Origin of the sequence: Falsiphaeobacter marinintestinus, assembly GCF_007923355.1 — a bacterium.
In the GTDB taxonomy this organism is placed as follows: Bacteria; Pseudomonadota; Alphaproteobacteria; order Rhodobacterales; family Rhodobacteraceae; genus Phaeobacter_A; species Phaeobacter_A marinintestinus.
Genome location: NZ_VOGO01000005.1, coordinates 147,921 through 172,492, shown reverse-complemented (window position 1 = coordinate 172,492; position 24,572 = coordinate 147,921). Strand labels below are relative to the sequence as shown.

Here is a 24,572-nt window from a genome sequence, read left to right as displayed (position 1 = left end):
TGGCTTACTCCTTTCCGGTTGCGCGCCGGATCGCGGCGCGGAATTGTAGGTCATCATAGGCCGGGCGGCGGGCGGCGACATGCTGGTCAGGCCGGATCAGGTAGACCGCGCTCTCGCAATCGCCCAGATACCGGTCCTTCAGCAGCAATGTCGGGTCATCCTTGACCGACAGTGCAAGCCGCTCGACCGTTATCCCGTCTTCTTCAATCAGATCCGGCGCGTCCGCGTCGATGGTCAAAAGCGTGAACCGATCACCCAACCTAGGCAGGAGATACCCACCGGGCAGCTCCACATCCGGGCAAGGTGAACCGGGCCGGGTCCGGTTTGGGCCAGCCAATGCGTCGGATGAGTTCAGCGGAGATCCGTCATAGGTGCATGGCACGCTCAGACGGCCTGCGTTGACCAGTGGCCGGGCAAATTCATAAGCCTCGGCAAGGTTCAGGACCGAGTCGCGGAACAAGCGGCTGATCTCAGACTTCGGGGTGATGAAGTCGGTCGAGCGGGATGAGTTCAGGATGTTTTCCTCAGCGCCGTGAATACGTTCGTTGTCATAACTGTCCAGCAGGCTTTCGGGGGCCTTGCCGTCCATGACCAGCTTCAGCTTCCAGCACAAATTGTCAGAGTCCTGCAGGCCCGAATTTGCCCCGCGTGCCCCAAAGGGCGAGACCTGATGCGCGCTGTCGCCAGCAAAGATCACCCGGTCATGGCGGAACTGCTCCATCCGGCGACACTGGAAGGTATAGATCGACACCCACTCAAGTTCGAATTCAACGTCATCGCCCAGCATTTCCTTGAGGCGCGGGATGACGTTTTCAGGGCGCTTTTCGCGCTCTTTGTCGATGTCCCAACCCAATTGAAGATCAATGCGCCAGACGCCGTCAGGCTGCTTGTGCAACAGGGCAGACTGGCCCCGGTTAAAGGGCGGGTCGAACCAGAACCAGCGTTCGGTCGGGAAATCGGCGTCCATGACCACGTCAGCGATCAGGAAGTTGTCTTCGAACACGCGGCCGACAAAATCTTTGCCCAGCATCGCACGCAAGGTCGAATTGGCCCCGTCACAGGCGATCAGCCAATCGGCTTCGATATTATAACTGCCTTCGGGTGTGTCGATCTCAAGCGCGACATGGTCAGGGTGCGTGCCGATGGCCGATACCTTGTTTCGGCCACGGATCTCGATTTTCTTACCCTCGGCCTGCAATTCGCGGACCCGCGCCACAAGGTATTCTTCGAGATAGTATTGCTGAAGGTTGATAAAGGCAGGGCGTTGGTGCCCGTCCTCGGGCAGCAGGTCAAAGGAATAGACTTCGCGTTCGTCAAAGAACACCTTGCCCAGATCCCATTCGACGCCCTTGTCGACCATGGGTTGGCCACAGCCCAACCGGTCAAGGATCTCAAGTGGACGCTTGGCGAAACAGATCGCACGGCTGCCAAAGCTGACCTTGTCATTATCATCGACGATCACAACATCGACGTCATGCTGGGCAAGGTCGATGGCGGCAGCAAGGCCTACGGGGCCTGCCCCCACAATCACGACCTGATGGCGTACCGGCACTTGGGCGTCCTCGTCCGGGCCGTGGCTATACGGATAGAGCGGCGTTTCGAAAATCTTGTTCATGGTTTCCTCCCCAAGGCTCGGGCGCAGACTGGCGCAGGTCTTGCTGGCTCCGGCGGTCGACCGCCGGAGGTATTAGGATCAGTGTCTCAGATTTCGGTTTGCTGCGTCACGATCTGGATCAAGAAAGCACGCGGCGCCGAAAACCGGGTTGCTCAACCCTGCAACTGGTCCCACATGTCCAGATCGCGCGCAGCGGTCCAGATGCGGGGGGTGTCGATGCCACGGGCCTCGTCATAGGCGCGTGCTACATTGAACGGCAGGCAATGTTCATAGATCGCATATTCAGAAAACTTGGGGTCGCATTCTTCGCGAACGGCGTCCCATGCTTCTTTCAGACTGCCACCGCGTGCGGCGACTTTGGCGGCGGGGCGATAGGTGCTGTCGACAAAATCACGGGTGTTGGTGATGGCGGCGTTGACCATGTCTTTACCGACCAGGGCATCGCCCCGACCCGGTGCAATGGCATCGACATCATAGGCCGCGATGTTGTCCAGGGTCGTGCCCCAGTCGCCGAAATGCCCGTCGCCGCAATAGCAGGCCGAGTGGTATTCGACGATGTCACCGGTAAACATCACGTTCTGGTCCGGCACATGGATCACCGCGTCACCCGCCGTGTGGGCGCGCCCGATCTGGCGGATATCGACCCGACGGGTGCCCAGATAGACGGTCATCGAGTCGCTGAAGGTCGTTGTCGGGAAGGTCAGGCCAGGGATCGATTCATGACCTTCGAACAAGCGCGGGAAGCGCTGGAATTCGCTGTCCCAGTCTTCTTGTCCGCGTTCCACCACCATCGCGCGGGCGGCATCGGACATGATGATCTGGTTTGCGCCATAAGCACTGGCGCCCAGCACGCGTACGGCGTGGTAATGCGTCAGGACAACGTGGCTGATTGGCTTGTCCGTGACTGAGCGCACACATTCGATGACCTTGTTGGCCAGACGCGGCGTGGCCTGTGCTTCGATGATCATGACGCTGTCATCGCCGATGATGACCCCTGAGTTCGGGTCACCTTCTGCAGTAAAGGCATAAAGGCCCTCACCGATCTCATCGAAGGTGATCTTCTTTTCGCTCATGTCCCCCTGGGACGCGAATGCTTTTGCCATTGTGTGTTCCTTTCGATGCCGGGCGAGGTGTCGGACCCCGGAGCCTCCGGCGGGAGTATTTTTAAAGAGAAGAAGCGGTTAGCGTTGATATGGATCTTCCAGGGCGGGCAAGAGTTTGCCCACGCAGTCGCCGAATCCAATGGTATAGCCATCGCCACGTGCCGCGCCGTTCAAGGTCAATGTATCGCCATCTTCGATAAATGTGCGGGTTTCACCGGTATCAAGCGTGATCGGTTCTTTCCCGCCCCAGCTGAGTTCCAGAAGTGAACCGCGTTCTGGCTTGGTGGGGCCAGAAATTGTTCCAGAGCCCAGCAGGTCACCTGCATTCATCGGGCAGCCCGAGGTCGAATGATGCGCCAGTTGCTGTCCGGCGGAATAGTACATCTGATTGTAGTTCGTACGCGACAGGGCCGTTGCGGGTTTGCCTTCTGGCGCCAATGTTATGTCCAGATCAATGTCATACAGCATTGGGCCGCAGTCTTTGAGGTGGTCCAACAGTTCGAACTCACGCTCGGGCGTGTCACAGCGGAACGGTTCCAGCGCGGCCTTGGTCACGATCCATGGGCTGATAGTTGTGGCGGTCGCTTTTGCCTGAAACGGGCCGAGTGGCTGGTATTCCCACGCTTGAATGTCGCGCGCCGACCAGTCGTTCAGCAGGACATAGCCAAAGATGTTGTCATCAGCCTCTTGCACGGTGATTGGCCCGTCGGAGGAAACGCCGACAATTGCACCCATTTCAAGTTCTATATCGAAACGGGCACAAGGCGCGAAACGCGGCTTGTCGTCATTTGGCCCTTTCAACTGACCCCAGGGGCGGCGGATATCGGTGCCCGACACGACGACGGATGAGGCGCGGCCATTATACCCTATCGGGATATGCAGCCAGTTCGGCGGCAGCGCGTTTTCAGGGCCACGGAACAGCGAGCCGACGTTGAAGGCATGGTTCCGTCCCGCGTAGAAGTCGGTGTATTCGATCACGTCGATGGGCATTGCCATTTTGGCACCGGCCATTGGAACCAAATAGGGCGTCAAAGCGGCCTGCTGGTCCGATCCTTCGGCCAGGGCAGCGGTCAGTGTGGCGCGAAAGCCTGCCCAGACCTGCGGTCCGAGGTCCATGAAGTCGTTCCAGACACCGGTCATGAAGACGTAATCTTCCGGAAGATCGATCAGGCTGTCTTCTTCCATCCGTGTGACATCAAGGATTTGGTCACCGATAGCGACGCCGCAATGGCGTTCGTCATCAGTTGCCAGGAAAACGCCATATGGCAGGTTGTTCAATGGAAACGGGCAGTCGGGTGTATTGGCCGACGCGACCCAGGATTTTTTCAGTGGCATGGTTTCTCCCAAGCTTTGTGTCTTGCGCAACCCAAGATTTTTCGACGAAAAATCTCAGATACGGATAGGTTCACCTATTTCTTACCCGGTGTTCCGTCGAATTTCTTTTCAATGTCCGTCCAGCAATCAATGTAGTCATCCTGCAACGGCGCCTCTTTCGCGGCAAAGGCCGTCAGGTGCTGCGGGAAGCGGGTTTCGAACATGAAGGACATGGTGTTTTCCAGCTTTTCCGGTCCGAGGTTCGAATTCGACGCGCCCTCGAAGGCGTTCTTGTCAGGCCCGTGCGGCAACATCATGTTGTGCAGGCTCATCCCGCCGGGGACGAACCCTTTTGGTTTAGCGTCATACTGACCATAAATGTTGCCCATCAGTTCGGACATAATGTTTTTATGATACCAAGGCGGGCGGAAGGTGTTTTCAGCCACCATCCAGCGTTCGCGGAACAGCACAAAGTCGATGTTTGCGGTGCCCGGTACGCCCGATGGGGCAGTAAGGACTGTAAAGATCGACGGATCGGGATGGTCGAACAGGATCGCGCCAACCGGGCAATAGGTGCGCAGGTCGTATTTGTAGGGCGCGTAGTTGCCGTGCCATGCGACCACGTCCAGAGGCGACTGCCCGATCTTGGTCGTGTGAAACTGACCGCACCATTTGACGGTCACGGTTGACGGGACTTCGCGGTCTTCGAAAGCGGCGACAGGGGCTTTGAAGTCACGTGGGTTGGCCATGCAGTTGGCGCCGATCGGTCCGCGGCCCGGCAATTCGAACTTCTGACCATAGTTTTCGCAGACGAAGCCGCGTGCAGGCCCGTCGAGAACCTCAACCCGGTACACCAGTCCGCGTGGAAGAATGGCGATTTCGCGGGGTTCAAGGTCGATGACCCCCAGTTCGGTCGCAAACCTCAGCCGGCCTTCTTGCGGGACGACCAGCAGCTCTGAATCGGCAGAGAAGAAATAGGCATCCTTCATCGATTCGGTGACCAGATAGATATGGGCCGCCATACCGACCTGGGTGTTCACATCCCCGGCGGTGGTCATGGTGCGCATGCCGGTCAGCCATGTCAGGCCTTCGTCTGAATGCGGCACCGGATCCCAGCGATATTGACCCAGAGACGTGACATCGGGATCGACGCACGGCGCGGATTTCCACAGCGGAAGGTCGATTTTTTCATAACGGTGCGAGTGTTTTACGCTGGGTCGGATGCGATAGGTCCAGGTGCGTTCGGGCGGGTCGGCGGTAAAAGCTGTGCCGCTGAGTTGTTCGCCATACAGGCCATAATTGGCCTTTTGCGGGCTATTCATGCCGTCTGGCAGGGCACCGGGCAGGGCCTCGGTCTCAAAGTCGTTTCCAAAGCCGGGCATATAGCCTTCGGTGATCCCCATCGGGGTTGTTGCTTGCACCATCTGGTGCGGATCGGTCTGACGATTCATGGCGCGGTCCTCCTTGGTCGTGCTTGCGGGATAATAGTTGATTTTGTAACTAACAAGGATGGGAGAGGTGAAATGACACAAAAAGATGAGTTCGATCTGCAGAATTTTTTGCCCTACCTTCTGAATCAGGCGGCCGAGGAAAGCTCTTATGCGTTTCAGCGGGTCTATAAGGATCGCTATGGGATGCTCCGGAACGAGTGGCGCGTTCTGTTCCATCTTGGGCGTTATGGTCAAATGACCGCGAAAGAGATCGGTGAACGCGCCAAATTGCACAAAACCAAAATCAGCCGTGCAGTGGGCAAGCTGGAACAGCGGCGTTATTTGCTGCGGACCCGCGATGAGGCCGATCGCCGGTCCGAGATCCTGTCACTGACGCCCGCTGGTCAGACGGTATACAAAGATCTGCGTGAGACCGCACAGGGGTATGATGCGAAACTGTCGGCCATGTTCCCGACCGGCGAGGCGGCGTTGCTGCGTGGTATGTTGCGGCGGTTGTCCGGAATCGACTGATCTTTTCTGGTAAACCGCTCTGCGCGATCCCACATGTGTAGGGCCATTTCAGGAGTTTCGAATGTCATCGACCCAAAACAATCCCGACGCTTCAGTGCAATTGGGCCAATGGCTTACAGAACAAGGATTGGCCGGGGTTGCTCAAACCGAGCTTCTGGAAGGGTATTGCGTGCAATTATGTGATCTCGGCATCCCGCTGATGCGGTTCCATGTGGCGCAAAGCCTGAACCACCCGAATTATAACGGATCTGGCTATAGCTGGGTCCGGGATGGCACCGCGCTTCAGGAGAATTACGAACATACCGACGCGCCGCCCGATCAATGGCTGCAAAGCCCGCTGTATTCTTTGATGCACAGCGGTGGCGGAGAGTTGCGCGAACGTATGATCGACAGCAATGAGCCAAGCCACTTTCCAATACTGAATGACTTGCACCAGTCCGGAGCGACGGATTATTTTGCTGCAGGTGTGGCGTTCGATATCGGGTGTGAACAGCTGACACAGTTGAATGCCCCGGCAACGAACGGTGTGCTCGTGTCCTGGACCAGCGACTCTCCCAACGGATTTGACGACGCGCATTTGGACCTTTTGCGCCAAACGTTGCCGAATTTGGGACTGGCGCTGAAAGCGCATGGCAACCGGCAAATGGCGCAGGATCTGCTGGGTGTCTATCTTGGTCGGGATGCAGGACGACGGGTTCTTTCGGGTGAGATCCGGCGCGGATCACTCCAAGAAATCGATGCGGTGATCTGGAACTTTGACCTGCAGGGGTTCACCAGCCTGGCCGAGCGGATTTCGGGGCCGGATATGATTTCGTTGCTGAATGACTATCTGGCTGTTGCAGTCGATGTCATTCAGGACGGAGGCGGCAACATCCTGAAGTTCATGGGGGATGGGCTGCTTGCGATTTTCGATGTTGGCGAGATTGACGAAGACACGCGCGCTGCGCTTGCCTCGATCGAAGTTCTGGAACAGCGGATGGCCGAAAAGAATGCCGAGCGTGCCGCCGCCGGGCTTCCGGTGACCGACTTCACTCTGGCACTGCACGCCGGCGAGATCCTGTATGGAAACATCGGCGGCGAATCGCGGCTGGATTTCACAGTGATCGGTCCGGTCGTCAATCAGACCGCACGGATATCCGGAATGCATCGGGGGCTGGAGCAGCGGATCATCTTGTCAGAAGAGGTTTATCGCGCTGCGCAACCGACCGATTACAACCTGATTTCGCTTGGGCGATACATGCTGCGTGGCGTGGCGGAGCCAAAAGAACTGTACACTTTTCGCAGTGTTTAGAACGAAACGTCGACACCGGGCAGGTTCAGCGCCTTCATCATGTCGCGCAATTCCTGGCGTGCGGCGATGTTCGAAATATTCAGTTGCTTGACCCCGATATCCTTGAGGTCCAGCAAGGTTAGACCGCGCGGGAACAGTTCGCGAAAGATGACGCGTTCGGAAAACCCAGAGGCCACCCGAAACCCGATCCGGCGCGACAGGGTGTCCAACGCGCGCTCCATCTTTTCCTTGTTGACCATTCGCTGGGCACCAACCCGGTTGCGGATCACCACCCAATCGATCGGTTTCAGCCCGGCCTGCGCGCGCAACTGGCGCGCGTTCCAGACCATTTCGGAATAGACCGATGGACCAAGGATCTTTTCGCCGCGTGAATCGGTGCGGGCCAGCAGGTCGAAATCAACAAAACTGTCGTTCAGCGGGGTGATCAGCGTGTCGGCCAGAGAATGCGCGACCTGGCTAAGGCGCGTGTGTGACCCGGGGCAGTCGATCAGGATAAAGTCGCTTTCAGCCTCCAACCCGGCAATCGCTGTGGACAGTCGATGGTCGAAGGCGTTTTCACCCGGCTTCAGCGCCGAGGCGTCTGCTTCGGGAAGGTCGTGGTATTGCGCACTGGGCAGGTCCAGCCCGGACTTGCGGCAGAAATTAGCACGGTTTTCCGCATAGCGGCCCATGGTCTTCTGGCGCAGGTCCAGATCAAGCGCGCTGACCCGATGCCCCAACCGGGCGAGCGCCGTCGCCACATGCATGGACACGGTGGATTTGCCCGCGCCGCCCTTTTCGTTGCCGACAACGATGATATGCGCCATGTTTCGTACCCTTTGCCACATTCATAGGTGTGTGGTTTTTTGCGTAACACAATATCCTGTGTTTGACTCGTTGGAAAGGTCAGACACCCTTTCCCAAAGGGGTGTTTGCAACGAAAAACGCCGCCCCGGTCAGGGACGGCGCCGTATTTGTGTATGGCAATGGGATTAAAAGCCCAGGCCTTCGTATTTCTTCTTGAACTTCGACACGCGGCCGCCGGTGTCCAGCAGGCGCGATGTGCCGCCGTTCCAGGCCGGGTGTACAGTCGGGTCGATGTCCAGCGCCAAGGTGTCGCCTTCGGCGCCCCAGGTCGACTTCATCTGGATCACTGTACCATCGGTCATCTTGACGTCGATGGAGTGATATTCTGGGTGAGTATCTTTTTTCATCAGTCCGCTCCTTTCGCTCGGGCTTACGCGTTTGCGCCCGAGGATTTCGGCTTATAGTGGGTGTCTTCTGCGATACGGGCGGATTTACCACGACGCGAGCGCAGATAGTACAGCTTGGCCCGGCGGACACGGCCGCGGCGGACAACGGTGATGCTGTCGATATTGGTCGAATGCAGTGGGAACACACGTTCCACGCCTTCACCGAAGCTGATCTTGCGCACGGTGAACGAGCCAGCAATGCCAGCGCCGTTTTTGCGGGAAATGCAGACGCCTTCGTAGTTCTGCACACGCGAGCGCGACCCTTCGGTCACTTTATAGCCGACACGGATCGTGTCGCCTGCTTTGAAGTCGGGGATATCTTTCCCCAAGGCGGCAACTTGTTCCGCCTCCAGCTGTGCGATCAGGTTCATCGCAACGTCTCCTATCAATGCTCGTGGTTGGTCCACGAAGGTGTCTTGCGCCTCAGAGCTCGTGGTCTTCACCGGGTCCGTCAAAACGCCCGCCAGAGTTCAGGTCACAGTATCTTTTTTTGGGTCGTATTTGCCACGTGCAACCCGAGCAGAAGAAAGCAGAGGCATGTCAAAGCAAAAACGGTCCGCAGACGCTTTCGCGACTCCGAACTTGCGTCTTCTACGCAGAAGTCAGATGCGGATCAAGCCCGGATATCGGGCGCAAGCCAAGCCTGCAGGTATTGAACGATCCTGTCGCGCATGGCGAATTCGCAGTGCAGCGCGCAAAAGTTAAGGGCGATGGCCTGCATCAAAAACGCCTGAATCCCTTCGGCCAGCAAATCGGGCGTCACATCGCGCCGAAACGGGCTGTCTTTTAACCACGCCGACACGATTTTCGCCTGATGTTCAAAGGTCATCGCGATGACGCCGGTCTTGTCGATCGTGGCGGCACCGGAATGTCGGAAGATGACGTCAAAGACATAGCGTTCACAGGACATGAACGCCACCAGCGGCATCAAGGCGTCAACCATATCTGTGATGGTTTGCGGTGTGGGCGCTTTGGCGATCTGGTCAAGGCAGGTGTCTATGCGCGCCCCGATCAGCTGATCCATCAGCTCTTCCTTGTCAGGGAAGTGGGCAAAAAACGTCCCCTTGGCCACACCGGCCCGCAACACGACCTCTTCGACGCGCATCGCCTCGTATCCGTTTTCCTCAATCACCGCCTCGGCGGCGGCGATCAGTTTGGCGCGGGTCTTCAGGGTTCGGGACTGGACAGCTTTCAACATGAGGGCGTTGTGGCATGATTTGTGACCGTGGTCAAATTAGTAGTTGACCGTGGTCAATTTTGGAGTCAATAAAGTGACCACGGTCAATTAATGGAGCGACTCATGTCTGCAAAACGTATCTTTATCCTCGACGGTCACCCCGGAGAGACCTCGCTGTCCCGCCTGATGGCCGAGACATATGCAAAAGCCGCCCGCGCCGCCGGTCACGATGTACGCGTCCGGCATCTGCACGATCTGGACTTTGACGCCGACTATGGCGACGGGGGCTATACCAATCCCAAAACGCTTGAACCGGTGCTGGAACAGGTGCTCAGCGATATCGAATGGAGCGAACATCTGGTGCTGACGACGCCAATGTGGTGGGGCGGAATCCCGGCCAAGCTGAAAGGTCTGATCGACCGGATCCTGCTGCCCGGACGCGCGTTTGATACGCGTAACCTCAGACCGTCAGGTATGCCCGGGCCGATGCTGGCGGGACGAACGGCGCGGGTTATTCTGACGTCCGATACGCCCGGCTGGTTCTTCCGGGTGTTCTATCACAACGCACTGATGCGCCAGTTGAGGGATCAGATTTTGGGATTTGTCGGGTTCAAGCCATCACGGTTCACCCACCTGACGGGTGCAAGTCACCCGAAAGACGGCCTGATAGATCGATGGGTGCGCCGGATCGAGAAAATCGGTGCAAAGGCGGCATAGCGTGCCGGATCAACGCAACCGGGGGGTCTGGAACAGACGCACTTTCAACCCCCCATGCGGGATCGGCGGGCCAGATGTGAACGGCAGCCCGGTTGTCTTGGCAAGGCCGGCTTCGGTTGTGATCATACCAACGCGCCAGCCGGAAAACCGCTCTTTCATCGTCTGTCCAAAAGCGCCGTAGATTGCATAAAGCAATTTCTTGTTGCCAATCCGGGTGCCGTAAGGCGGGTTCACGATGACAAGGCCCGGTGGCCCTTCGGGGCGCTGCAAATCGCTGACCGCTGCATGCGTGAACTCTGTCCACTCCGCAACGCCCGCACGGTCTGCGTTGGCGATGCAGGATTGAATTGCACCAGCATCCCGGTCAGAGCCATAGAACCGATTGGCAGGCTGCACCAAAGTGTTACCGGCTTTCATCGCGTCCCAGGCCACTCGGTCGAAATTGGCCAGGTCTTCAAATGCGAAACGACGGGTTCGACCCGGGTACAGGCCAGCCGCGATTTCGGCGGCTTCGATGACGAACGTGCCTGACCCACACATCGGGTCCAGAACCGGTTCCGTCCCGGTGTAGCCGCATTGGCGCAGGAACATGGCCGCCATGGATTCTCGCATCGGGGCTTTTCCAACGGCAGCCTTGTGCCCGCGCTTGTGCAAGGGCTCGCCCGAGGTATCCAGGCTGAGCGTGCACATGTCGTCTTCGATCCGGACCCGAACGGTCAGCGCGGCATCACTGGCAAGCGGTGCGCCCAGTTCTTCGGTGATCGCACGTTCGACGCGTTGCTGCGCTGCCTTGGCGTGATAGATCCGGGATTTCCTACAGGTGGCTTCGACGCGCACCGGCACATCCTTGCGCAGGATCGAGGCCCAGTCGAGCTTGCGCGACCGTTTGTCGAGCTGCGCCAGATGCATCGTCCGGAATTCGGCAAACCGCGCCAGAACCCGACCAGCCCCGCGCAGTTGCAGGTTGGCGCGCCAGACGTCTGGCCAGTCGCCTTGCATCGTGACGCCACCGGGAACGGTCTTCGGGTCAGCAAAGCCTTTTTCGCGCACCTCATCCGCCAGAACAGTCTCAAACCCCGGCGGGGCCATCAGGAAAACCTCGAACGGATCGCTCATTCGCTGTCGCCACTCTTGCCCTGATACGCGGCCCACAGATCGGGGCGGCGGGTTTTGGTGATTTCTTCGGACATCTCTTGGCGCCATTGCGCAATTTTGCCGTGATGCCCGGACATCAGAACATCGGGTATCCCACGCCCCTTCCATTCGGCAGGTCGGGTGTATTGCGGATGCTCCAACAGACCTGAGGAAAAGCTTTCTTCTTCGGCAGACGCGGCATTGCCCAGAACGCCGGGCAGCAATCGGACGGTGGCATCAATCAACGCCTGCGCTGCGATCTCTCCACCTGTCATCACGAAATCCCCCAGCGAGACCTCCTGAATCGGATAATGCTCAAGCACCCGTTCATCTACCCCTTCGAACCGACCGCACAGCAGCGTGACGCCGTCAGCGCGGGCGAGGTTTTGCATCAGCCCCTGCGTCATCGGCTTGCCACGTGGTGTCAGATAGATCATCGGCCAGTTGGCCGAGGTGCCCTGCATGGACATGTCGATCGCATTGCCCAGAACGTCGGGCCGCAACACCATGCCAGCGCCGCCGCCTGCGGGTGTGTCATCGACATTGCGGTGTTTGCCGGCACCGAACTGGCGCAGGTCGATGGTTTCCAACTGCCACAGCCCTTCCTGCAGTGCCTTGCCGGTCAGGCTTTCGCCCAACACACCGGGGAACGCTGACGGAAACAGGGTGATTACCTTGGCCTTCCAGACGCCATGCAGATCGGGTGTAGGTGTGATCAATTCGCGTGGAATCAGTGTGGGCCGGATGGATTTGCGGCCCAGTGAACGATTGGGCTTTGAGGATTCGTCAGTCACGGTCACTCTCCTGCGCGGCTTTCAGAATAGCCTGTTTTGCCGCCTGTCGCGCGTCGCGATCTGCGTAATCGCGGTTTGCCGCCAGAAGTGCAAGCAAAACGGCGTCGTCCGGGGCGGCGTTGGCGCGCAATGGGACCGCTAGTGTGTCGATGGCTTGATCCGGAACACTGCACAATCGCAACAAAGGGGCGGCCGGCCCGCCGGGAACAGTGGCCGAGACCTCCAATGCCGCGCGATGAACCGGAAATGGCTGTGCCGTGCTGACCGCGTCAACGATATCGTCCAGATTGCTGGCGTCCTTGTGAGTTTCAGCGAACGCCTCCCACGTCATGGTCATGTCCGAGGTTTTCACATGTTCCCAATACGCGCTGCGCAGCCATCCTTCGGATCGGGTGGAATAGAAAAAAACCAAATCCCCATCTGGAAAGGTGATGCCAAACACTCTCGCCATCTCGGCGGCCAAAACCGGGGCCGCGCCATAGTCGGGCAGGTCAGGCCTGCCGGGCAGATGGCCGGACAATTCTTCGGCAGACAAGCATAAGGTTTGATTTGCTTTGGGCGACACCCGCGCCAGCAAATCACTAAAGCGCAAGCTGAATTTGTCGAGCGTAAACGGATCGCGCCATGTCGAATACCCGCGAGCGGCATGCAAAAGGTCACGCATCTGCCCCTTGAGAACGCTGCGCACATAAGGTTTCAGGGCCGGACGATTGCGTTTCAACGTCTGCTGAACCGTGGATGTTCCGGTCTTGTGAAAACCAGCATGGACGACGACCCGCATCAGGTCTGCACAGCCGCGATCCTGTCCGCGAATGGCGCGAGGTCGGGCCATTGCGCGACCGCTGATCGAACCTCGTCCGCCGGGGGGAAGGCGTCGGGCGGTGCGTTTTCGTCCAAAAGGGTCAGGAGTGTTAAAATCAACTCGTGCCGCACACCGGCGTGGGGGCTTTCGAGCAGGCAGGAAAGAGCAAACCCAAGCTCACCGGTTTGCGTCGCGTCGTGCCGGACCGCCGGGCTGGCAAGGTACCGCAGGAACGCGAGGTCGACCTGCGGACTTCCTTCATCGATTTCGGCCATCAACGCGTGAAAGCCGTTGGCCCCGACAGCTGTTTCGAGGTTTTGTACGATTGGATCCAGATCTTGGAGTGTTGCGTCTTCGGGGAGGCTCCACAAGGCCGACAAAGCGGTGTCGCAAGCAAGGTGACCTGCCGGATTTGGTTGCGGGTCGTCAGCATGGTCATCAAGGACCGGAAAGCCGGTTTCGATGGCTTCGGTGGCCGCGTCCGCCATGTCGAACAGCTGATCCTGATCAGGGTCGTATTTGTACCGTGCTACCCCCATTGCGGCGCCAAAGACGGTCAGGCCGAAAGGTGCCCATTGCGACATGGGCAAGGGCCCGGTGATCAACATAAGGCCATGGCCCAGCCCAAAGGCGATGCCCACCACAAGGATCTGGGTCACGCCCATCACAAGCAGGAATGCGGTTTGTCCCATGCTGCCGCGCTTTGCGTCGATGCCGCGCAGCATCTGCATGAGAAAGAATACGGCTGCGAAGGGAAAGATCTGGGACCAGCGCGCGCCGCTCAGACCGGCAAGGACAGGTCCGGCGTACAGCGGCACGGCCATCATTGCGACGCCGGCGCGGCTGTACTTTGGGAGCATCAGAAAAGCCCGTCGGGTGGATCGACGATGATCCGGCCTGTGTTGAGGTCGACCGTCGGAACCGCGGTCAAAGTGAAAGGCAGGAGAACCGTGTTCTTCAGGCCGTCGCCGTGGATTTCCAGAAGATCAGAAGCCCCGTGGTTCTGAACCGAGCGGACTTTGCCCAGCAGCGCGCCGCCGGTGTCATAGACATCGAGCCCGATCAGGTCGGTATAGTAATACTCGTCATCCGGGAGCGACGGCAGCCGGTCACGGGGCGCGTAGAGCCGTATTCCGCGCAGCGCGTCGGCCTGTTCTTTGGTTTCGACCCCGGTCAGGCGGGCCGTGAAGCCGCCCTTGACCGAGCCGGTAAGGTGCACAGAAAGCGTCTGTGACCCGTCTTCGGTCGTGAGCAATCCATAGGTTTCGATGTCAGCGGGTTCGGCGCAAAAGCTTTTCAGCCGCACTTCGCCGCGCACGCCAAAGGCACCGCCGATGGCACCGACACAGATCAGTTCAGTCATTGGGCCGCTCCGACGCTTGGGATGCAATCGGGACGGTCGGGCGGCGCTCGCTTGCGGCGTCGCCCCACCCACCGTCCCGCAGGGCTGCTTATTCGGCGGTTTCTTCTGCCGGGGCAGCCGCGGCTTCTGCTGCTTCAACGGCCTTGGCGGCCTTTTCTTCAGCACGTTCCTTGGCCTTGGCACCAGGTTCGCCGCGCTGCGGGTTGCTGCGCTCTTTCTTGGCCAGAACACCGGCTGCTTCCAGCATGCGCGAAACACGGTCTGTCGGCTGGGCGCCCTTGCCGAGCCAATACTGAACACGTTCCATATCCATTTTCACGCGCTCTTCGCTGTCTTTCGGCAGCAGCGGGTTGTAGGTGCCCAGCTTTTCGATGAAGCGGCCATCACGCGGCATGCGCGAGTCGGCTGCGACGATGCGATAGAAGGGGCGCTTTTTCGAGCCGCCACGGGCCAGACGAATTTTCATTGCCATGTTGATATCTCCTTAGATGGCTTTGACCGGAAAGCTTCCGGTTATCCTTGATGTTTCTTGTGGTGTCGGATGACTTCCTGAATGATGAACTTCAGGAAAGCCTTGGCAAAATCAGGGTCCAGATTGGCCTTGATCGCCAGTTCTTCTAACCGCGCGATCTGTTGCGCTTCGCGCGATGGATCGGACGGGGGAAGGTCGTGTTCGGCCTTGAGCTTACCCACGGATTGGGTGTGCTTGAACCGTTCGGCCAGAGTGTTGACCAGAATGGCATCCAGTCGGTCAATGCTTTCGCGGTGGCCTTTCAGAAGCTCGGCGGCGCGGGCGACATCGTCGCTTAGGGTATCGCTTTCAGACATGGGCATCTCCCCGGTACTGCATGTCGGTTGGGCACCCCAAAAAGGTGCGGAAAAGATCAGTCAATGGCCCAGCCCTTCGGTTTGAAAAGCGGGTCCTGATAGTGGCTGATCTCCATCTCAATTCCGTGCGCCAGCTGCGTTCCGTTCAGCTCTGCGGGCGACGGATGCCGATAAACCGCATCGCTTCCGTCGATGGTGGGGGCAGTCTTGTCCTTGGTGGCTCCCAACCGTTCTGCCAGCCGGATCGAATCCAGGTTCTTGGGGTCGATATAGCTGACCGCGGTGTCCCACTCGCGTTCGGAATAGAAAAAGCGACGGGCGGCATCCACGGCTTCAAGTGCATACCCATGTCCGGCAGCGTCGGGCCAGATCACCCAGGCCAGTTCTTTCTCGGGCCATTTCGCAGGCATCCACCCACCGGCCATGCCATAGGTTTCGTCGGTGATCTTGTCATGGATCATCCACATGCCATAGCCGCGGATTTCCCAATGCCCGATTTCGGCAGCGTACAACATCCAGCTTTCATAGGCATTCAGAGGGCCGCCCATGAACCGCGCACGATAGCTGGTGAACGTCGCTTTGAAATCCGGATAATCCTCGGCCTCAGGGCCGCGCAGAACCAGGCGTTTGGTTTCGATGACAGGAATGTTCTGGGGCATCACGCGGCCTCTTGGAAGAAACGGAAAGTGACGCTTTGCGGCAGCCAGTCCGGCGCGGCGGCCTGCGTATCAAGCATGCCATTGGCGCGTCGTGCCACGGCCAGTGAGGCAACATTGTCGTGGTGCACGCGGGCGATCAGGTCGGTCCAGCGCAGATCGTTCAACACGTGATCAAGGATGCAGAGAACCGCTTCGGTGGCATACCCCTGGCCTTCGACGTCCTTGCTCCACAGGCTCCAGGTCAATTCGGGCACGTCATTGTCATCCAGCTGCATCGGGCCTGCATGGCCAATCCCGTGACCATCCAGATCGATCACGTAACGGCCAAACCCGCGCAGGGGCCAGTGGCCGGCCATCGCAGCGAATTTTTCGAACGCGCGGATGGAATCCGTTGGGCCCCCGACGAACTGCGTGCGGTCGCTGAGGCAATAGGCCCGGAACGCATCCAGATCTTCGGCGGCGATGGGGCGCAGGGTCAGACGTTCTGTTTTGAGATGCGTGGCAGCAATCATGCGACACCTCTGACCTTGGGATGGCGATAAACATGGCAGGGCTTGCCCACCACTTCGCCGGTCCGTTCAAACGTTGCGCCCAGCCGTTCGGCCAACTTGACCGAGCGGGTGTTGGCCGGGTCGATATACGAGATCACGCCATCCAGCCCGCGCTTTTCAGCGCCGTATGCGCGTACCGCCTGAACGGCCTCGAACGCGATGCCTTTGCCTTCGGCCTGCTCGTAGACATGCCAGCCCAGTTCGGTTTCGTCCCAGCCATCGTTGTCGATGAACCCGGTTTTGCCCAAAGGCTCACCGGTCTTGCGGGCGGTGACCGTCCAGAAGCCAAAGCCGCGCAAAGCCCAGTGGCCGAATTGCCCCAGCAACCCGCGCCAACTGCCCCAACGGTCTTGCGGGCCGCCGACAAAGCCAGAGCGATCCGAGGCCATGAAGGTGGCATGCGCTTCAAAATCGTCCTCGCGCGGACCGCGCAGCAACAAGCGTTCGGTTTCGATCACCGGGATGGGCAGGGTGAAGCCGGTCATGAATAGGCCTCGATCCCGCCGTCGGTCAATTCTTGCGGCGCCGGGTGACGATAGACCTGCATCAGACCATGACGGTCATGGGTGAAGTCGCCATCGGGCTTCGCACCCAACCGCAATGCCAGAGCGGCGGATTTGTCGTTACCGTATTTCACCAGGCTGATTGCTGTGTCCCAACCGAGGATGTCATAGGCATAATCCCGAGATGCCACAGCCGCTTCGGTGGCGAACCCTTTGCCTTCGTATCCGTTGAACAGATCCCAGCCAATTTCCGGCTCGGGCCAGCCATGCGGGCAGAACGGTCCGATCATGCCGATGGGCTCAGTCGTGTCTTTCAATGCGACGGTCCAGCGGCCGTATCCTTTGAGCATCCAGTGCCCGATCTCCATCGCGAGCATCCGCCAACTGCCTTCTTTGTCCAGCGGCCCGCCGACAAATTTCGCCCGGTCCGAAGCATAGAATGCTGCGAACGGTTCAAAATCGTCCATACTGGGGCCGCGCAGGATAAGGCGGTCGGTTTCAAGGGTGGGGATCACAGGCACAGGCGCACCCTATCCACCCGCGCAACGCCAAGATTTTTCGTCGAAAAATCTCGCAAGTGGCGGGCGCATTCGCTTGGATATGAAAGGGACAGCGCAAGCATCTCTGGTTACTTCTTCTTCCCGAATCCGCTCAGACCCGAAGGCAGGCCCATGCCGCCACCTAGACCGGGCAATCCGCCGGGCATGCCCTTGCCGCCACCTATCTGTTTGGCGGCTGCTTCCAGGGCTTTGGGGTCCATGCCCGCGGCCATATCTGCAGGCATGCCGCCTTTGCCGAACATGCCTTTCATGGCCTGTTTCAGCATCTTGCCTTTGCCCATCTTGCCCATCTTCTTCATCATGTCCGACATCTGACGGTGCATTTTCAGAAGCTTGTTCAGGTCGCTGACTTCCATGCCGGATCCGGCAGCGATCCGCTTCTTGCGCGACGCCTGAAGCAGTTGCGGATTGGCGCGCTCTTTCTTGGTCATCGACTGGACCATCGCGATCTGACGTTTCAGCATTTTGTCGTCAAACCCGGCATCTTCGACCTGTTTGGCCATCTTGTTCATGCCGGGCATCATCGACATCATGCCTTCCATGCCACCCATCTGTTGCATCTGTTCCAGCTGCATCTTGAGGTCGTTCATGTTGAACTGACCTTTCATCATGCGCTTGACCATACGCTCGGCCTGTTCGGCCTCGATTGTGTCTTGGGCCTTTTCAACCAGCGCAACGATGTCGCCCATGCCCAGAATCCGACCGGCGATCCGTTCGGGTTCAAAGGTTTCCAGGGCGTCCATCTTTTCGCCCAGACCCACGAAGCGGATCGGCTTGCCGGTGACGGCGCGCATCGACAGGGCGGCACCGCCACGGCCGTCGCCGTCCATCCGGGTCAGGACAACGCCGGAAATGCCGATCTTGGCGTCGAATTCTTCGGCGACCTCAACCGCGACCTGACCGGTCAGGCCATCCACGACCAGCAGGGTTTCGCGCGGGTCGACCGCGTTACGGACCTGTTCAACCTCGTCCATCAGAACTTCGTCGATGTGCAGACGCCCGGCAGTGTCGAGCATATAGACGTCATATCCACCCAAGGCGGCCTGCTGCTTGGCGCGCTTGGCAATCTGTACGGGTTTTTCACCCGGAACGATCGGCAACGTATCCACGCCAATCTGCGTGCCCAGCACTTTAAGCTGTTCCATGGCCGCCGGGCGATAAACGTCAAGCGAGGCCATCAAGACCCGTTTGCCTTCTTTTTCGGTCAGGCGCTTGGCCAGTTTGCCGGTGGTCGTGGTCTTGCCCGAGCCCTGCAAGCCGACCATCAGGATCGGCGCGGGTGGGTTGTCGATTTTCAGCTTGCCGGGGTCTTCGTCGCCACGCAGCACGTCTTCCAACGCGTCGTGGACGATCTTGACGACCTGCTGGCCGGGTGTGACCGATTTGGTCACCGATTGACCGGTGGCCTGTTCCTGAACCTTCTTGATGAAATCGCGCGCCACGGGCAGCGACACGTCGGCCTCAAGCAAAGCAACCCGCACTTCGCGCAGAGCGGTTTTGACGTCCTCGTCAGACAGCGCGCCCTGTTTGGTCAGTCGGTCAAAGACGCCGGATAGGCGTTCGGATAGATTTTCAAACATGCCTGCGGCCCTTTCGCCGGTTTCTCTCATGTGCCCTCAACTTAAGAAGGCGCGGTTCAAATCTCAAACACCCTGTGCCAGCAAAGTGGCGTCGTTCCAAACGAAGATGCCCCCACGGGCGTAACACGCTGGTGGGGGGCGATCCCTGAACGACTCAAGGGACCGGAAGATGTGGTACTTCCGGATATTGGATCGGGTGGATACGCGCAAAAGCCAGCCGAGTCAACTTATGCCAGTGTCATCCACCTGTTGACTGCATCGACCAGCCGTTTCGGGCCGCCAGTGTTGGTAAAGGCTTGGACGATGGGATGGTCCCCTGCGCTCATTCCCTTGTCGAAAACCAGGACCGGTCGATACATCGCACCGCCCTTCTTACCGGTGGTTTTCTCAAGTTTGGCATGAGACAGGTCAGTCAAAGGGTGGTGTACTTCTGAATAATCGAACAACGTTCGCCGTCGGATGGTGAGCGTATTGTCAGTCCGGTCAAATATCACCTGAACCCGCCGTACAAACACATTTAGGCCGCCAACGCCCAGTCCTCCACCAAGAACTGCGAAGACAGCCCCGAACAAGATCAGAACAATGTCCCCATCGCGAATCCCTGCCAACGCAGCAAACGCACCGGCACCACCGAAAGCCACAATAAAGAAGACCAATGCGATCCCGATCAGCCACGGTGTGTCGGCGATGATAAGCTGCTCGTGGGTATTGCGGGGGACAGTCATCATGATCGGATCATAGCGAAAGCGATCCGGGGATGTTGAAAAAAGTGGGCAGATCGATCCGTTGCAGAACCACTTTCCGGTTGTGCTCCAATTCTTGATTTCTCACGATGGGAGAAACGCGCGCGACACTAAGGTGACCCCGGCATGAAGATACTACTGACGGCCTTGATGATCGGTTTTTGGCAGGCCGGATCGCTGCTGGCCGAAGAAACCCGCGAGTCGCTGATCGCGCAGATCGAACTGGCGGATCAGAACGAATACAAAGACGAACGTCACGCAGTCGAGGTGAACGATTGCCAGTTGACGACCTATCGCTGGAAGTATCTTGAGGATGAAGGCTGGGTTTTATGGACGTCGTTCGAATTTCCCATGCTGTTGGTCGATCTGTCGGAGTTCCCCACGGATGGCGCGCTACGCCATTACTTTTTCAGCGAAGGGTCGCCCGGGGATGTGTTCATTGTTTTCAATGCCAAGGACGGCTTCGAATTTACCCACGAAAAACCCTTTCATCGCCCGCAAGAGGGAGAGATTGAACCATCTCCGCGCGGTGACGGAACCACACACTACTTCGAAAAACAGCCGTCGGGATACATTTCTCACACGGGGCCCGATGTCGAACAAAAGGCGCGTTTGTTCACCTCTGGCTATCACCGTTATGTCCAAACCTATTGCGCATTCATTGGGTGACCCCTTTCCCCAAGTTTAGGCTCGGTCGTTGTTCGCGGTGGAATCTGTTCCGCAGAAAATTGGTGGACGGGCTGGTCAAATTCGGGCGCGGCCCCACTTACCTCGAATAATGGCAAAAGCATAAAGGCGCCCCATGACCAGAGTCCTGATCCTCGGCAGTGCGCCGAATGCCGTCGAGGCGCGTGACTGGCCGCGTGAGCAGTTTGACGCAATTGTTGTTATCAACAACGCCTGGCGGGTGCGCAGCGACTGGACTTATTTCATTCACCCCGAGGATTTCCCACAAGACCGTCACCCAAGCGATATCGCCCCAGGGCAGCAGATCGTGACACACACCGACTATATTCCGTCGCAGAACCGCTATGGCGGGGTTGTCTATGCGGGCGCGACGATGGCCTTCACCGCAGCCTATTGGGCGTTGGGTGCATTGCGCCCTGATCACTTGTGTTTCTTCGGGTGCGACATGGTTTATCCCCCGTCCGGCCATACACATTTCTACGGTACGGGCACGGCGGATCCCTTGCGCGACGACATCACGCTGGCCGATCTCACAGCCAAGGCAAACCGGTTCGAGTATTTTGCAGCCCAACAGGACTGTCTGGTCAGCAATCTCAGCCAGAACCCGTCAGCATTGCCCTACCAAAGAACCCATATCGCAGACCTGGATCGATTTATCCCCAAGCGTCGACAAATCGATCTGGACATAGCGCGCCGGGCGTTGGCGTTGGAGCAGGCTGCAGGGTATTTCGTCGGGTCCGGCCGATACTGGGAAGAGGACAAGCAATTCTCGCCCGATGTCATCGCCGAGATTGACAAGGCATGGGCGGAAACGTTTGCCGCTTGCGTCAGCGCGTAATCGATACTTTACAGGCGACACAGACCGGCTTCCCAGACCACCAAGGCAAGATCATGACAAACATTGACGCCTCATCCGCTCACCAGAGCAGCCTTCCCGTCAGTTCGGACGCTTTGCTGGCCCAGCTTGACGATTGGGGGCTGGCGTACCGCCTGCACGAACATGTGCCGTTGCGGACTGTAGAGGACTCCAAAGCCGTCGAAAGCCAGTTCATGGTTCCCGGCGAAAACGCGCTGCGGATCAAGAACCTGTATCTGCGCGACAAGAAAAAGCGGAATTATCTAGTCACGCTGGAACAGAACCGCGACATCGACCTTAAGGCGCTGGGTGCCGAACTGGGTGTCGGAAGCCTGTCTTTCGGATCTGCCGACCGGTTGATGCAAAATCTGGGAATTCGTCCGGGGGCTGTCAGCCCTTTGGCCATGATCACCGGATCGGAAAAGAACGTCACCTTCTATATGGATGCGGCGGCGCAGGCGGCGGATGTGATTTACATGCATCCGCTGGTCAATGACCGGACCGTTGCGATGGCGCGACAGGACGTGCTTCGGTTTTTTGACCTGACGGGGTGTGAGGTGAACTGGCTCCCCTAAGGGGGAAAGACCGGTGGGTCACCGGTCTTCCCAATTCTTCTGATCAGGCTGCGATCCGGTCGATGGCTGCGTCAGCCGCCTTTTGCGAGCCTTCGGGGTCAATCGCCAGACGGTCTGCGGCGACAAGCTCAACGTCTTTGATCCCCATGAAACCAAGGATGTGCTGGACATAGCCCGAGGCAAAGTCGATCTCGGACCCGACCGCAGTCCCGCCCGAGGCAATTGCCACGATGGCGCGCTTGTCCGTCAACAAACCCTGCGGACCCTCGGCTGTATATCGAAACGTTTCCCCGGCGCGGGCAACCAGATCGATCCAGGCCTTGAAGGCTGCCGGGACCGAAAAGTTGTACACGGGCAGGCCGATCACGATGGCATCGGCGGCGCGCAGTTCCTCGACCAATTCGTCAGACAGGGCCAGCGTTTCGCGCTGGGCGTCGCTTCGCTGGTCTGCCGGAGTGAAATTGGCGTTCACCCAGTCCTCGGTGATCAGGGGCAGGGCAGTCGACAGATCACGCCGAACGCTGCTGTATGGCTGAAGCCGGGCCAGAATACGATCAGTCATGGCGCGGGTGGTTGACCCTTCACGGCGGGCCGAGGCATCGATGTGCAGAACAGTGCGTGTCATATGAGGCGTTCCCTTTTGAAATCCGGTTATGTGCGGTTGCCTCAATAAATGACTATTGCATTTTCGAACGCAATATATGAAAAATCACATCAAATGTTAGTTTTTGCACATTGGTCGAGGCGATATCATGGACAATTGGGACGAGGTACGCACCGCCTATCAGGTGGCGCGTATGGGCACGGTCAGCGGTGCCGCCGAGGTTCTGGGCGTGCATCACGCGACGGTTATCCGCCATATCGATGCGCTGGAAAACCGGCTGGGCGTGAAGCTGTTTCAAAGACATGCGCGCGGGTATACCGCGACCGAGGCCGGTACAGACCTGTTGCGAGTGGCTCAAGCGACCGAGGATCAGTTCAGCCAGTTGGCCGGACGATTAAAGGGGCAGGGCGATGACGTGACCGGAGAACTGGTCGTAACGTCGCTGGAATCCCTCGCGCCGCTTCTGGTTCCTGTGATGAGCGACTTTCAGTCCGCACATCCGGGCCTGATCGTCCGCTATCTGACGGGCGAACGTCTGTTCCGGCTGGAATACGGCGAAGCGCATGTTGCGATACGGGCGGGCAACGTCCCGGATCAACCAGACAATGTCGTGCAGTCCTTCGTGTCTCAGGACATCGGTCTTTACGCAAGCAAAGCCTATGTCGACAAATACGGACTTCCCGCGTCGCTGGAAGAATTCCCATCGCACCGTTTTGTTGGCAACGACAATGAAAACAGCCGTGCGCCGTTCAACAAATGGTTCCGCGAGCGCGTCCCGGGCGATGCGATCACCTTTCGCTGCACAAACGGGTTCGCTTTGGAAGAGGCTGTATTGTCGGGCGCGGGCATCGGGTTTCTGTCGGTCTGGGCCGCACAACGCCACCCCGATCTGATCGAAGTGATGCCAGCCCTTCCCGATTGGTCGGGCCGGTTGTGGCTGGTGACCCATGTCGATCTGCACCGGACCTATAAGGTACAAGCCTTTCTGAGTTTCCTGAAAGAGCGTGCAAAGGGCTGGGTTAAATGAGCCCCCATCTTCAGGGCCACCTCGCCATGCTGACGTTTTCGGCCCTTGTCGCCGGATCGTTCTCATTGGGGGCGACAGCCGCGAACGAGATCGCGCCAGCGGCGCTGAATGCCGCGCGGTTCTGGATTGCGGCGGTGATCATCGGAACAGCGGCCTTTGCCATGGGCAAGGTCAATCGCCGCGCCTTTCAGGCGCCCTGGCGCTATCTGATCCTGGGCGGTCTGTTCGCCGGGTACTTCGTGTTGATGTTCTACGGCCTCAAAACCGCCGCCCCGGTCAGCGCCGCTGCGGTCTTTACCCTGACGCCTGTCATGTCCGGCGTCTTCGGCTGGTTGCTGTTGCGACAGGTTACGACCCCACGCATGGCGGCCGCGCTGGCGATTGGCGGCGCCGGGGCGTTGTGGGTCATTTTTGACGCCAACTGGGATGCGGCCTTTGCGTTCCGGGTCGGTGAGGGCGAGATCATCTATTTCTTCGGCTGTATCCTGCATGCGCTGTATACGCCGATGGTACCCAAACTGAACCGGGGTGAACCGCCGGTTGTGTTCACCTTTGGCATGCTGCTGGCCGGCGGCGCGATCCTATTGGTGTTCGGCTGGTCCGACATCCGCGCGACCGACTGGGCCAACCTGCCGCCTATCGTCTGGATCTGCCTGTTCTATCTGGCGATCTTTGCCAGTGCCGCAACTTTTGTCCTGTTGCAGTTCGCATCGCTGCGGCTGCCCTCGGCCAAGGTCATGGCCTATACCTACCTCACGCCCAGCTGGGTGATTTTGTGGGAAGTCGCGCGCGGCAATGGTGCGCCCCAAGGGCTGGTTCTGGTCGGAATCGCGATGATCGTGCTGGCGCTGGTCATGTTGCTGAAACAAGAGGGATGATAGGGTCGCCGCACGACC

30 protein-coding genes are annotated in these 24,572 nt (G+C 58.7%); 8 read left to right on the top strand and 22 right to left on the bottom strand.

The window, feature by feature from the left end; translation table 11 throughout:
* Positions 1–4: 4 nt before the first annotated feature.
* From FOY56_RS12685 to hmgA, 4 genes are all read right to left on the bottom strand, one after another.
* Entirely contained in the window at positions 5–1,615 is a 1,611-nt protein-coding gene (locus FOY56_RS12685; RefSeq protein WP_146346215.1) for an FAD-dependent oxidoreductase, read from the bottom strand.
* A gap of 152 nt (positions 1,616–1,767) precedes the next feature.
* Positions 1,768–2,718, bottom strand: a complete 951-nt coding sequence (locus FOY56_RS12680; protein WP_146346214.1) for an MBL fold metallo-hydrolase — start codon at positions 2,716–2,718, stop codon at positions 1,768–1,770.
* Between the two features lie 78 nt (positions 2,719–2,796).
* Positions 2,797–4,053: a fumarylacetoacetase gene (gene fahA, locus FOY56_RS12675; RefSeq protein ID WP_146346213.1), complete on the bottom strand. Its 1,257-nt coding sequence runs from the start codon at positions 4,051–4,053 to the stop codon at positions 2,797–2,799.
* Positions 4,054–4,127: 74 nt separating this feature from the next.
* Positions 4,128–5,483, bottom strand: coding sequence for a homogentisate 1,2-dioxygenase (gene hmgA / locus FOY56_RS12670; RefSeq protein ID WP_146346212.1), 1,356 nt, complete (start codon positions 5,481–5,483; stop codon positions 4,128–4,130).
* 72 nt (positions 5,484–5,555) lie between these two features.
* On the opposite strand from hmgA, the gene FOY56_RS12665 reads away from it, so the two are divergent.
* Both FOY56_RS12665 and FOY56_RS12660 read left to right on the top strand, forming a co-directional pair.
* Entirely contained in the window at positions 5,556–5,993 is a 438-nt protein-coding gene (locus FOY56_RS12665; protein ID WP_146346211.1) for a MarR family winged helix-turn-helix transcriptional regulator, read from the top strand.
* Positions 5,994–6,054: 61 nt separating this feature from the next.
* Positions 6,055–7,284 (top strand): adenylate/guanylate cyclase domain-containing protein, encoded by a 1,230-nt coding sequence (locus FOY56_RS12660; protein WP_146346210.1) that lies wholly within the window; start codon positions 6,055–6,057, stop codon positions 7,282–7,284.
* On the opposite strand, the gene FOY56_RS12655 is transcribed toward FOY56_RS12660, so the two are convergent.
* The 4 genes from FOY56_RS12655 to FOY56_RS12640 form a co-directional block, all read right to left on the bottom strand.
* On the bottom strand, positions 7,281–8,090 hold the full coding sequence (locus FOY56_RS12655; RefSeq protein ID WP_146346209.1) for a division plane positioning ATPase MipZ: 810 nt from the start codon (positions 8,088–8,090) through the stop codon (positions 7,281–7,283). The genes FOY56_RS12660 and FOY56_RS12655 overlap by 4 nt on opposite strands.
* A gap of 165 nt (positions 8,091–8,255) precedes the next feature.
* A complete protein-coding gene (rpmE, locus tag FOY56_RS12650) occupies positions 8,256–8,477 on the bottom strand; it encodes a 50S ribosomal protein L31 (RefSeq protein ID WP_146346208.1) in 222 nt (73 codons plus the stop codon).
* Between the two features lie 23 nt (positions 8,478–8,500).
* A complete protein-coding gene (rplS, locus tag FOY56_RS12645) occupies positions 8,501–8,887 on the bottom strand; it encodes a 50S ribosomal protein L19 (RefSeq protein WP_146346207.1) in 387 nt (128 codons plus the stop codon).
* 242 nt (positions 8,888–9,129) lie between these two features.
* Positions 9,130–9,714: a TetR/AcrR family transcriptional regulator gene (locus FOY56_RS12640; protein WP_146346206.1), complete on the bottom strand. Its 585-nt coding sequence runs from the start codon at positions 9,712–9,714 to the stop codon at positions 9,130–9,132.
* 102 nt (positions 9,715–9,816) lie between these two features.
* On the opposite strand from FOY56_RS12640, the gene FOY56_RS12635 reads away from it, so the two are divergent.
* Positions 9,817–10,410 carry an NAD(P)H-dependent oxidoreductase gene (locus FOY56_RS12635; protein WP_146346205.1) on the top strand — a complete coding sequence of 198 codons (594 nt, stop codon included), beginning with the start codon at positions 9,817–9,819 and terminating at the stop codon, positions 10,408–10,410.
* Between the two features lie 9 nt (positions 10,411–10,419).
* Here FOY56_RS12635 and FOY56_RS12630 read toward each other — a convergent pair whose 3' ends face one another.
* From FOY56_RS12630 to FOY56_RS12570, 13 genes are all read right to left on the bottom strand, one after another.
* Positions 10,420–11,526 carry a THUMP domain-containing class I SAM-dependent RNA methyltransferase gene (locus FOY56_RS12630; RefSeq protein ID WP_146346204.1) on the bottom strand — a complete coding sequence of 369 codons (1,107 nt, stop codon included), beginning with the start codon at positions 11,524–11,526 and terminating at the stop codon, positions 10,420–10,422.
* Entirely contained in the window at positions 11,523–12,338 is an 816-nt protein-coding gene (trmD, locus tag FOY56_RS12625; protein ID WP_146346203.1) for a tRNA (guanosine(37)-N1)-methyltransferase TrmD, read from the bottom strand. Before trmD ends, FOY56_RS12630 begins: the two co-directional genes overlap by 4 nt.
* Positions 12,331–13,170, bottom strand: a complete 840-nt coding sequence (locus FOY56_RS12620) for a hypothetical protein (protein WP_146346202.1) — start codon at positions 13,168–13,170, stop codon at positions 12,331–12,333. Before FOY56_RS12620 ends, trmD begins: the two co-directional genes overlap by 8 nt.
* Positions 13,119–14,000, bottom strand: a complete 882-nt coding sequence (locus FOY56_RS12615; protein ID WP_146346201.1) for a hypothetical protein — start codon at positions 13,998–14,000, stop codon at positions 13,119–13,121. The genes FOY56_RS12620 and FOY56_RS12615 overlap by 52 nt, the downstream gene beginning before the upstream one ends.
* Positions 14,000–14,503: a ribosome maturation factor RimM gene (gene rimM / locus FOY56_RS12610; RefSeq protein WP_146346200.1), complete on the bottom strand. Its 504-nt coding sequence runs from the start codon at positions 14,501–14,503 to the stop codon at positions 14,000–14,002. Before rimM ends, FOY56_RS12615 begins: the two co-directional genes overlap by 1 nt.
* Positions 14,504–14,591: 88 nt before the next feature.
* Entirely contained in the window at positions 14,592–14,975 is a 384-nt protein-coding gene (gene rpsP / locus FOY56_RS12605; protein ID WP_146346199.1) for a 30S ribosomal protein S16, read from the bottom strand.
* A 41-nt stretch (positions 14,976–15,016) separates the two neighbouring features.
* Positions 15,017–15,331, bottom strand: coding sequence for a chorismate mutase (locus FOY56_RS12600; protein WP_425468365.1), 315 nt, complete (start codon positions 15,329–15,331; stop codon positions 15,017–15,019).
* 56 nt (positions 15,332–15,387) lie between these two features.
* Complete coding sequence (locus FOY56_RS12595; RefSeq protein WP_146346197.1) at positions 15,388–15,990, bottom strand: GNAT family N-acetyltransferase; 603 nt, start codon at positions 15,988–15,990, stop codon at positions 15,388–15,390.
* Positions 15,990–16,502: a GNAT family N-acetyltransferase gene (locus FOY56_RS12590; RefSeq protein WP_146346196.1), complete on the bottom strand. Its 513-nt coding sequence runs from the start codon at positions 16,500–16,502 to the stop codon at positions 15,990–15,992. Before FOY56_RS12590 ends, FOY56_RS12595 begins: the two co-directional genes overlap by 1 nt.
* Positions 16,499–17,026: a GNAT family N-acetyltransferase gene (locus FOY56_RS12585; RefSeq protein ID WP_146346195.1), complete on the bottom strand. Its 528-nt coding sequence runs from the start codon at positions 17,024–17,026 to the stop codon at positions 16,499–16,501. Before FOY56_RS12585 ends, FOY56_RS12590 begins: the two co-directional genes overlap by 4 nt.
* Positions 17,023–17,565, bottom strand: a complete 543-nt coding sequence (locus FOY56_RS12580; protein WP_146346194.1) for a GNAT family N-acetyltransferase — start codon at positions 17,563–17,565, stop codon at positions 17,023–17,025. Before FOY56_RS12580 ends, FOY56_RS12585 begins: the two co-directional genes overlap by 4 nt.
* A gap of 107 nt (positions 17,566–17,672) precedes the next feature.
* Entirely contained in the window at positions 17,673–19,184 is a 1,512-nt protein-coding gene (gene ffh / locus FOY56_RS12575) for a signal recognition particle protein (protein ID WP_146346193.1), read from the bottom strand.
* A 227-nt stretch (positions 19,185–19,411) separates the two neighbouring features.
* The gene (locus tag FOY56_RS12570) at positions 19,412–19,912 is read right to left on the bottom strand and encodes a hypothetical protein (RefSeq protein ID WP_246139477.1); all 501 of its coding nucleotides are present in this window, start codon (positions 19,910–19,912) and stop codon (positions 19,412–19,414) included.
* A 141-nt stretch (positions 19,913–20,053) separates the two neighbouring features.
* Here FOY56_RS12570 and FOY56_RS12565 point away from each other — a divergent pair, with 141 nt between their 5' ends.
* The 3 genes from FOY56_RS12565 to FOY56_RS12555 all read left to right on the top strand — a co-directional run bounded on the left by FOY56_RS12565 (position 20,054) and on the right by FOY56_RS12555 (position 22,045).
* Positions 20,054–20,596 (top strand): hypothetical protein, encoded by a 543-nt coding sequence (locus FOY56_RS12565; RefSeq protein WP_146346192.1) that lies wholly within the window; start codon positions 20,054–20,056, stop codon positions 20,594–20,596.
* Positions 20,597–20,729: 133 nt separating this feature from the next.
* On the top strand, positions 20,730–21,452 hold the full coding sequence (locus tag FOY56_RS12560; protein WP_146346191.1) for a hypothetical protein: 723 nt from the start codon (positions 20,730–20,732) through the stop codon (positions 21,450–21,452).
* Between the two features lie 62 nt (positions 21,453–21,514).
* The gene (locus FOY56_RS12555; RefSeq protein WP_146346391.1) at positions 21,515–22,045 is read left to right on the top strand and encodes a prolyl-tRNA synthetase associated domain-containing protein; all 531 of its coding nucleotides are present in this window, start codon (positions 21,515–21,517) and stop codon (positions 22,043–22,045) included.
* Positions 22,046–22,088: 43 nt separating this feature from the next.
* Here the strand turns inward: FOY56_RS12555 and FOY56_RS12550 are convergent, their stop codons facing one another.
* Positions 22,089–22,670 (bottom strand): FMN-dependent NADH-azoreductase, encoded by a 582-nt coding sequence (locus FOY56_RS12550; protein ID WP_146346190.1) that lies wholly within the window; start codon positions 22,668–22,670, stop codon positions 22,089–22,091.
* A gap of 127 nt (positions 22,671–22,797) precedes the next feature.
* Here FOY56_RS12550 and FOY56_RS12545 point away from each other — a divergent pair, with 127 nt between their 5' ends.
* Entirely contained in the window at positions 22,798–23,676 is an 879-nt protein-coding gene (locus tag FOY56_RS12545) for a LysR family transcriptional regulator (protein ID WP_146346189.1), read from the top strand.
* Entirely contained in the window at positions 23,673–24,554 is an 882-nt protein-coding gene (locus FOY56_RS12540) for a DMT family transporter (protein WP_146346188.1), read from the top strand. Before FOY56_RS12545 ends, FOY56_RS12540 begins: the two co-directional genes overlap by 4 nt.
* Positions 24,555–24,572: the final 18 nt, after the last annotated feature.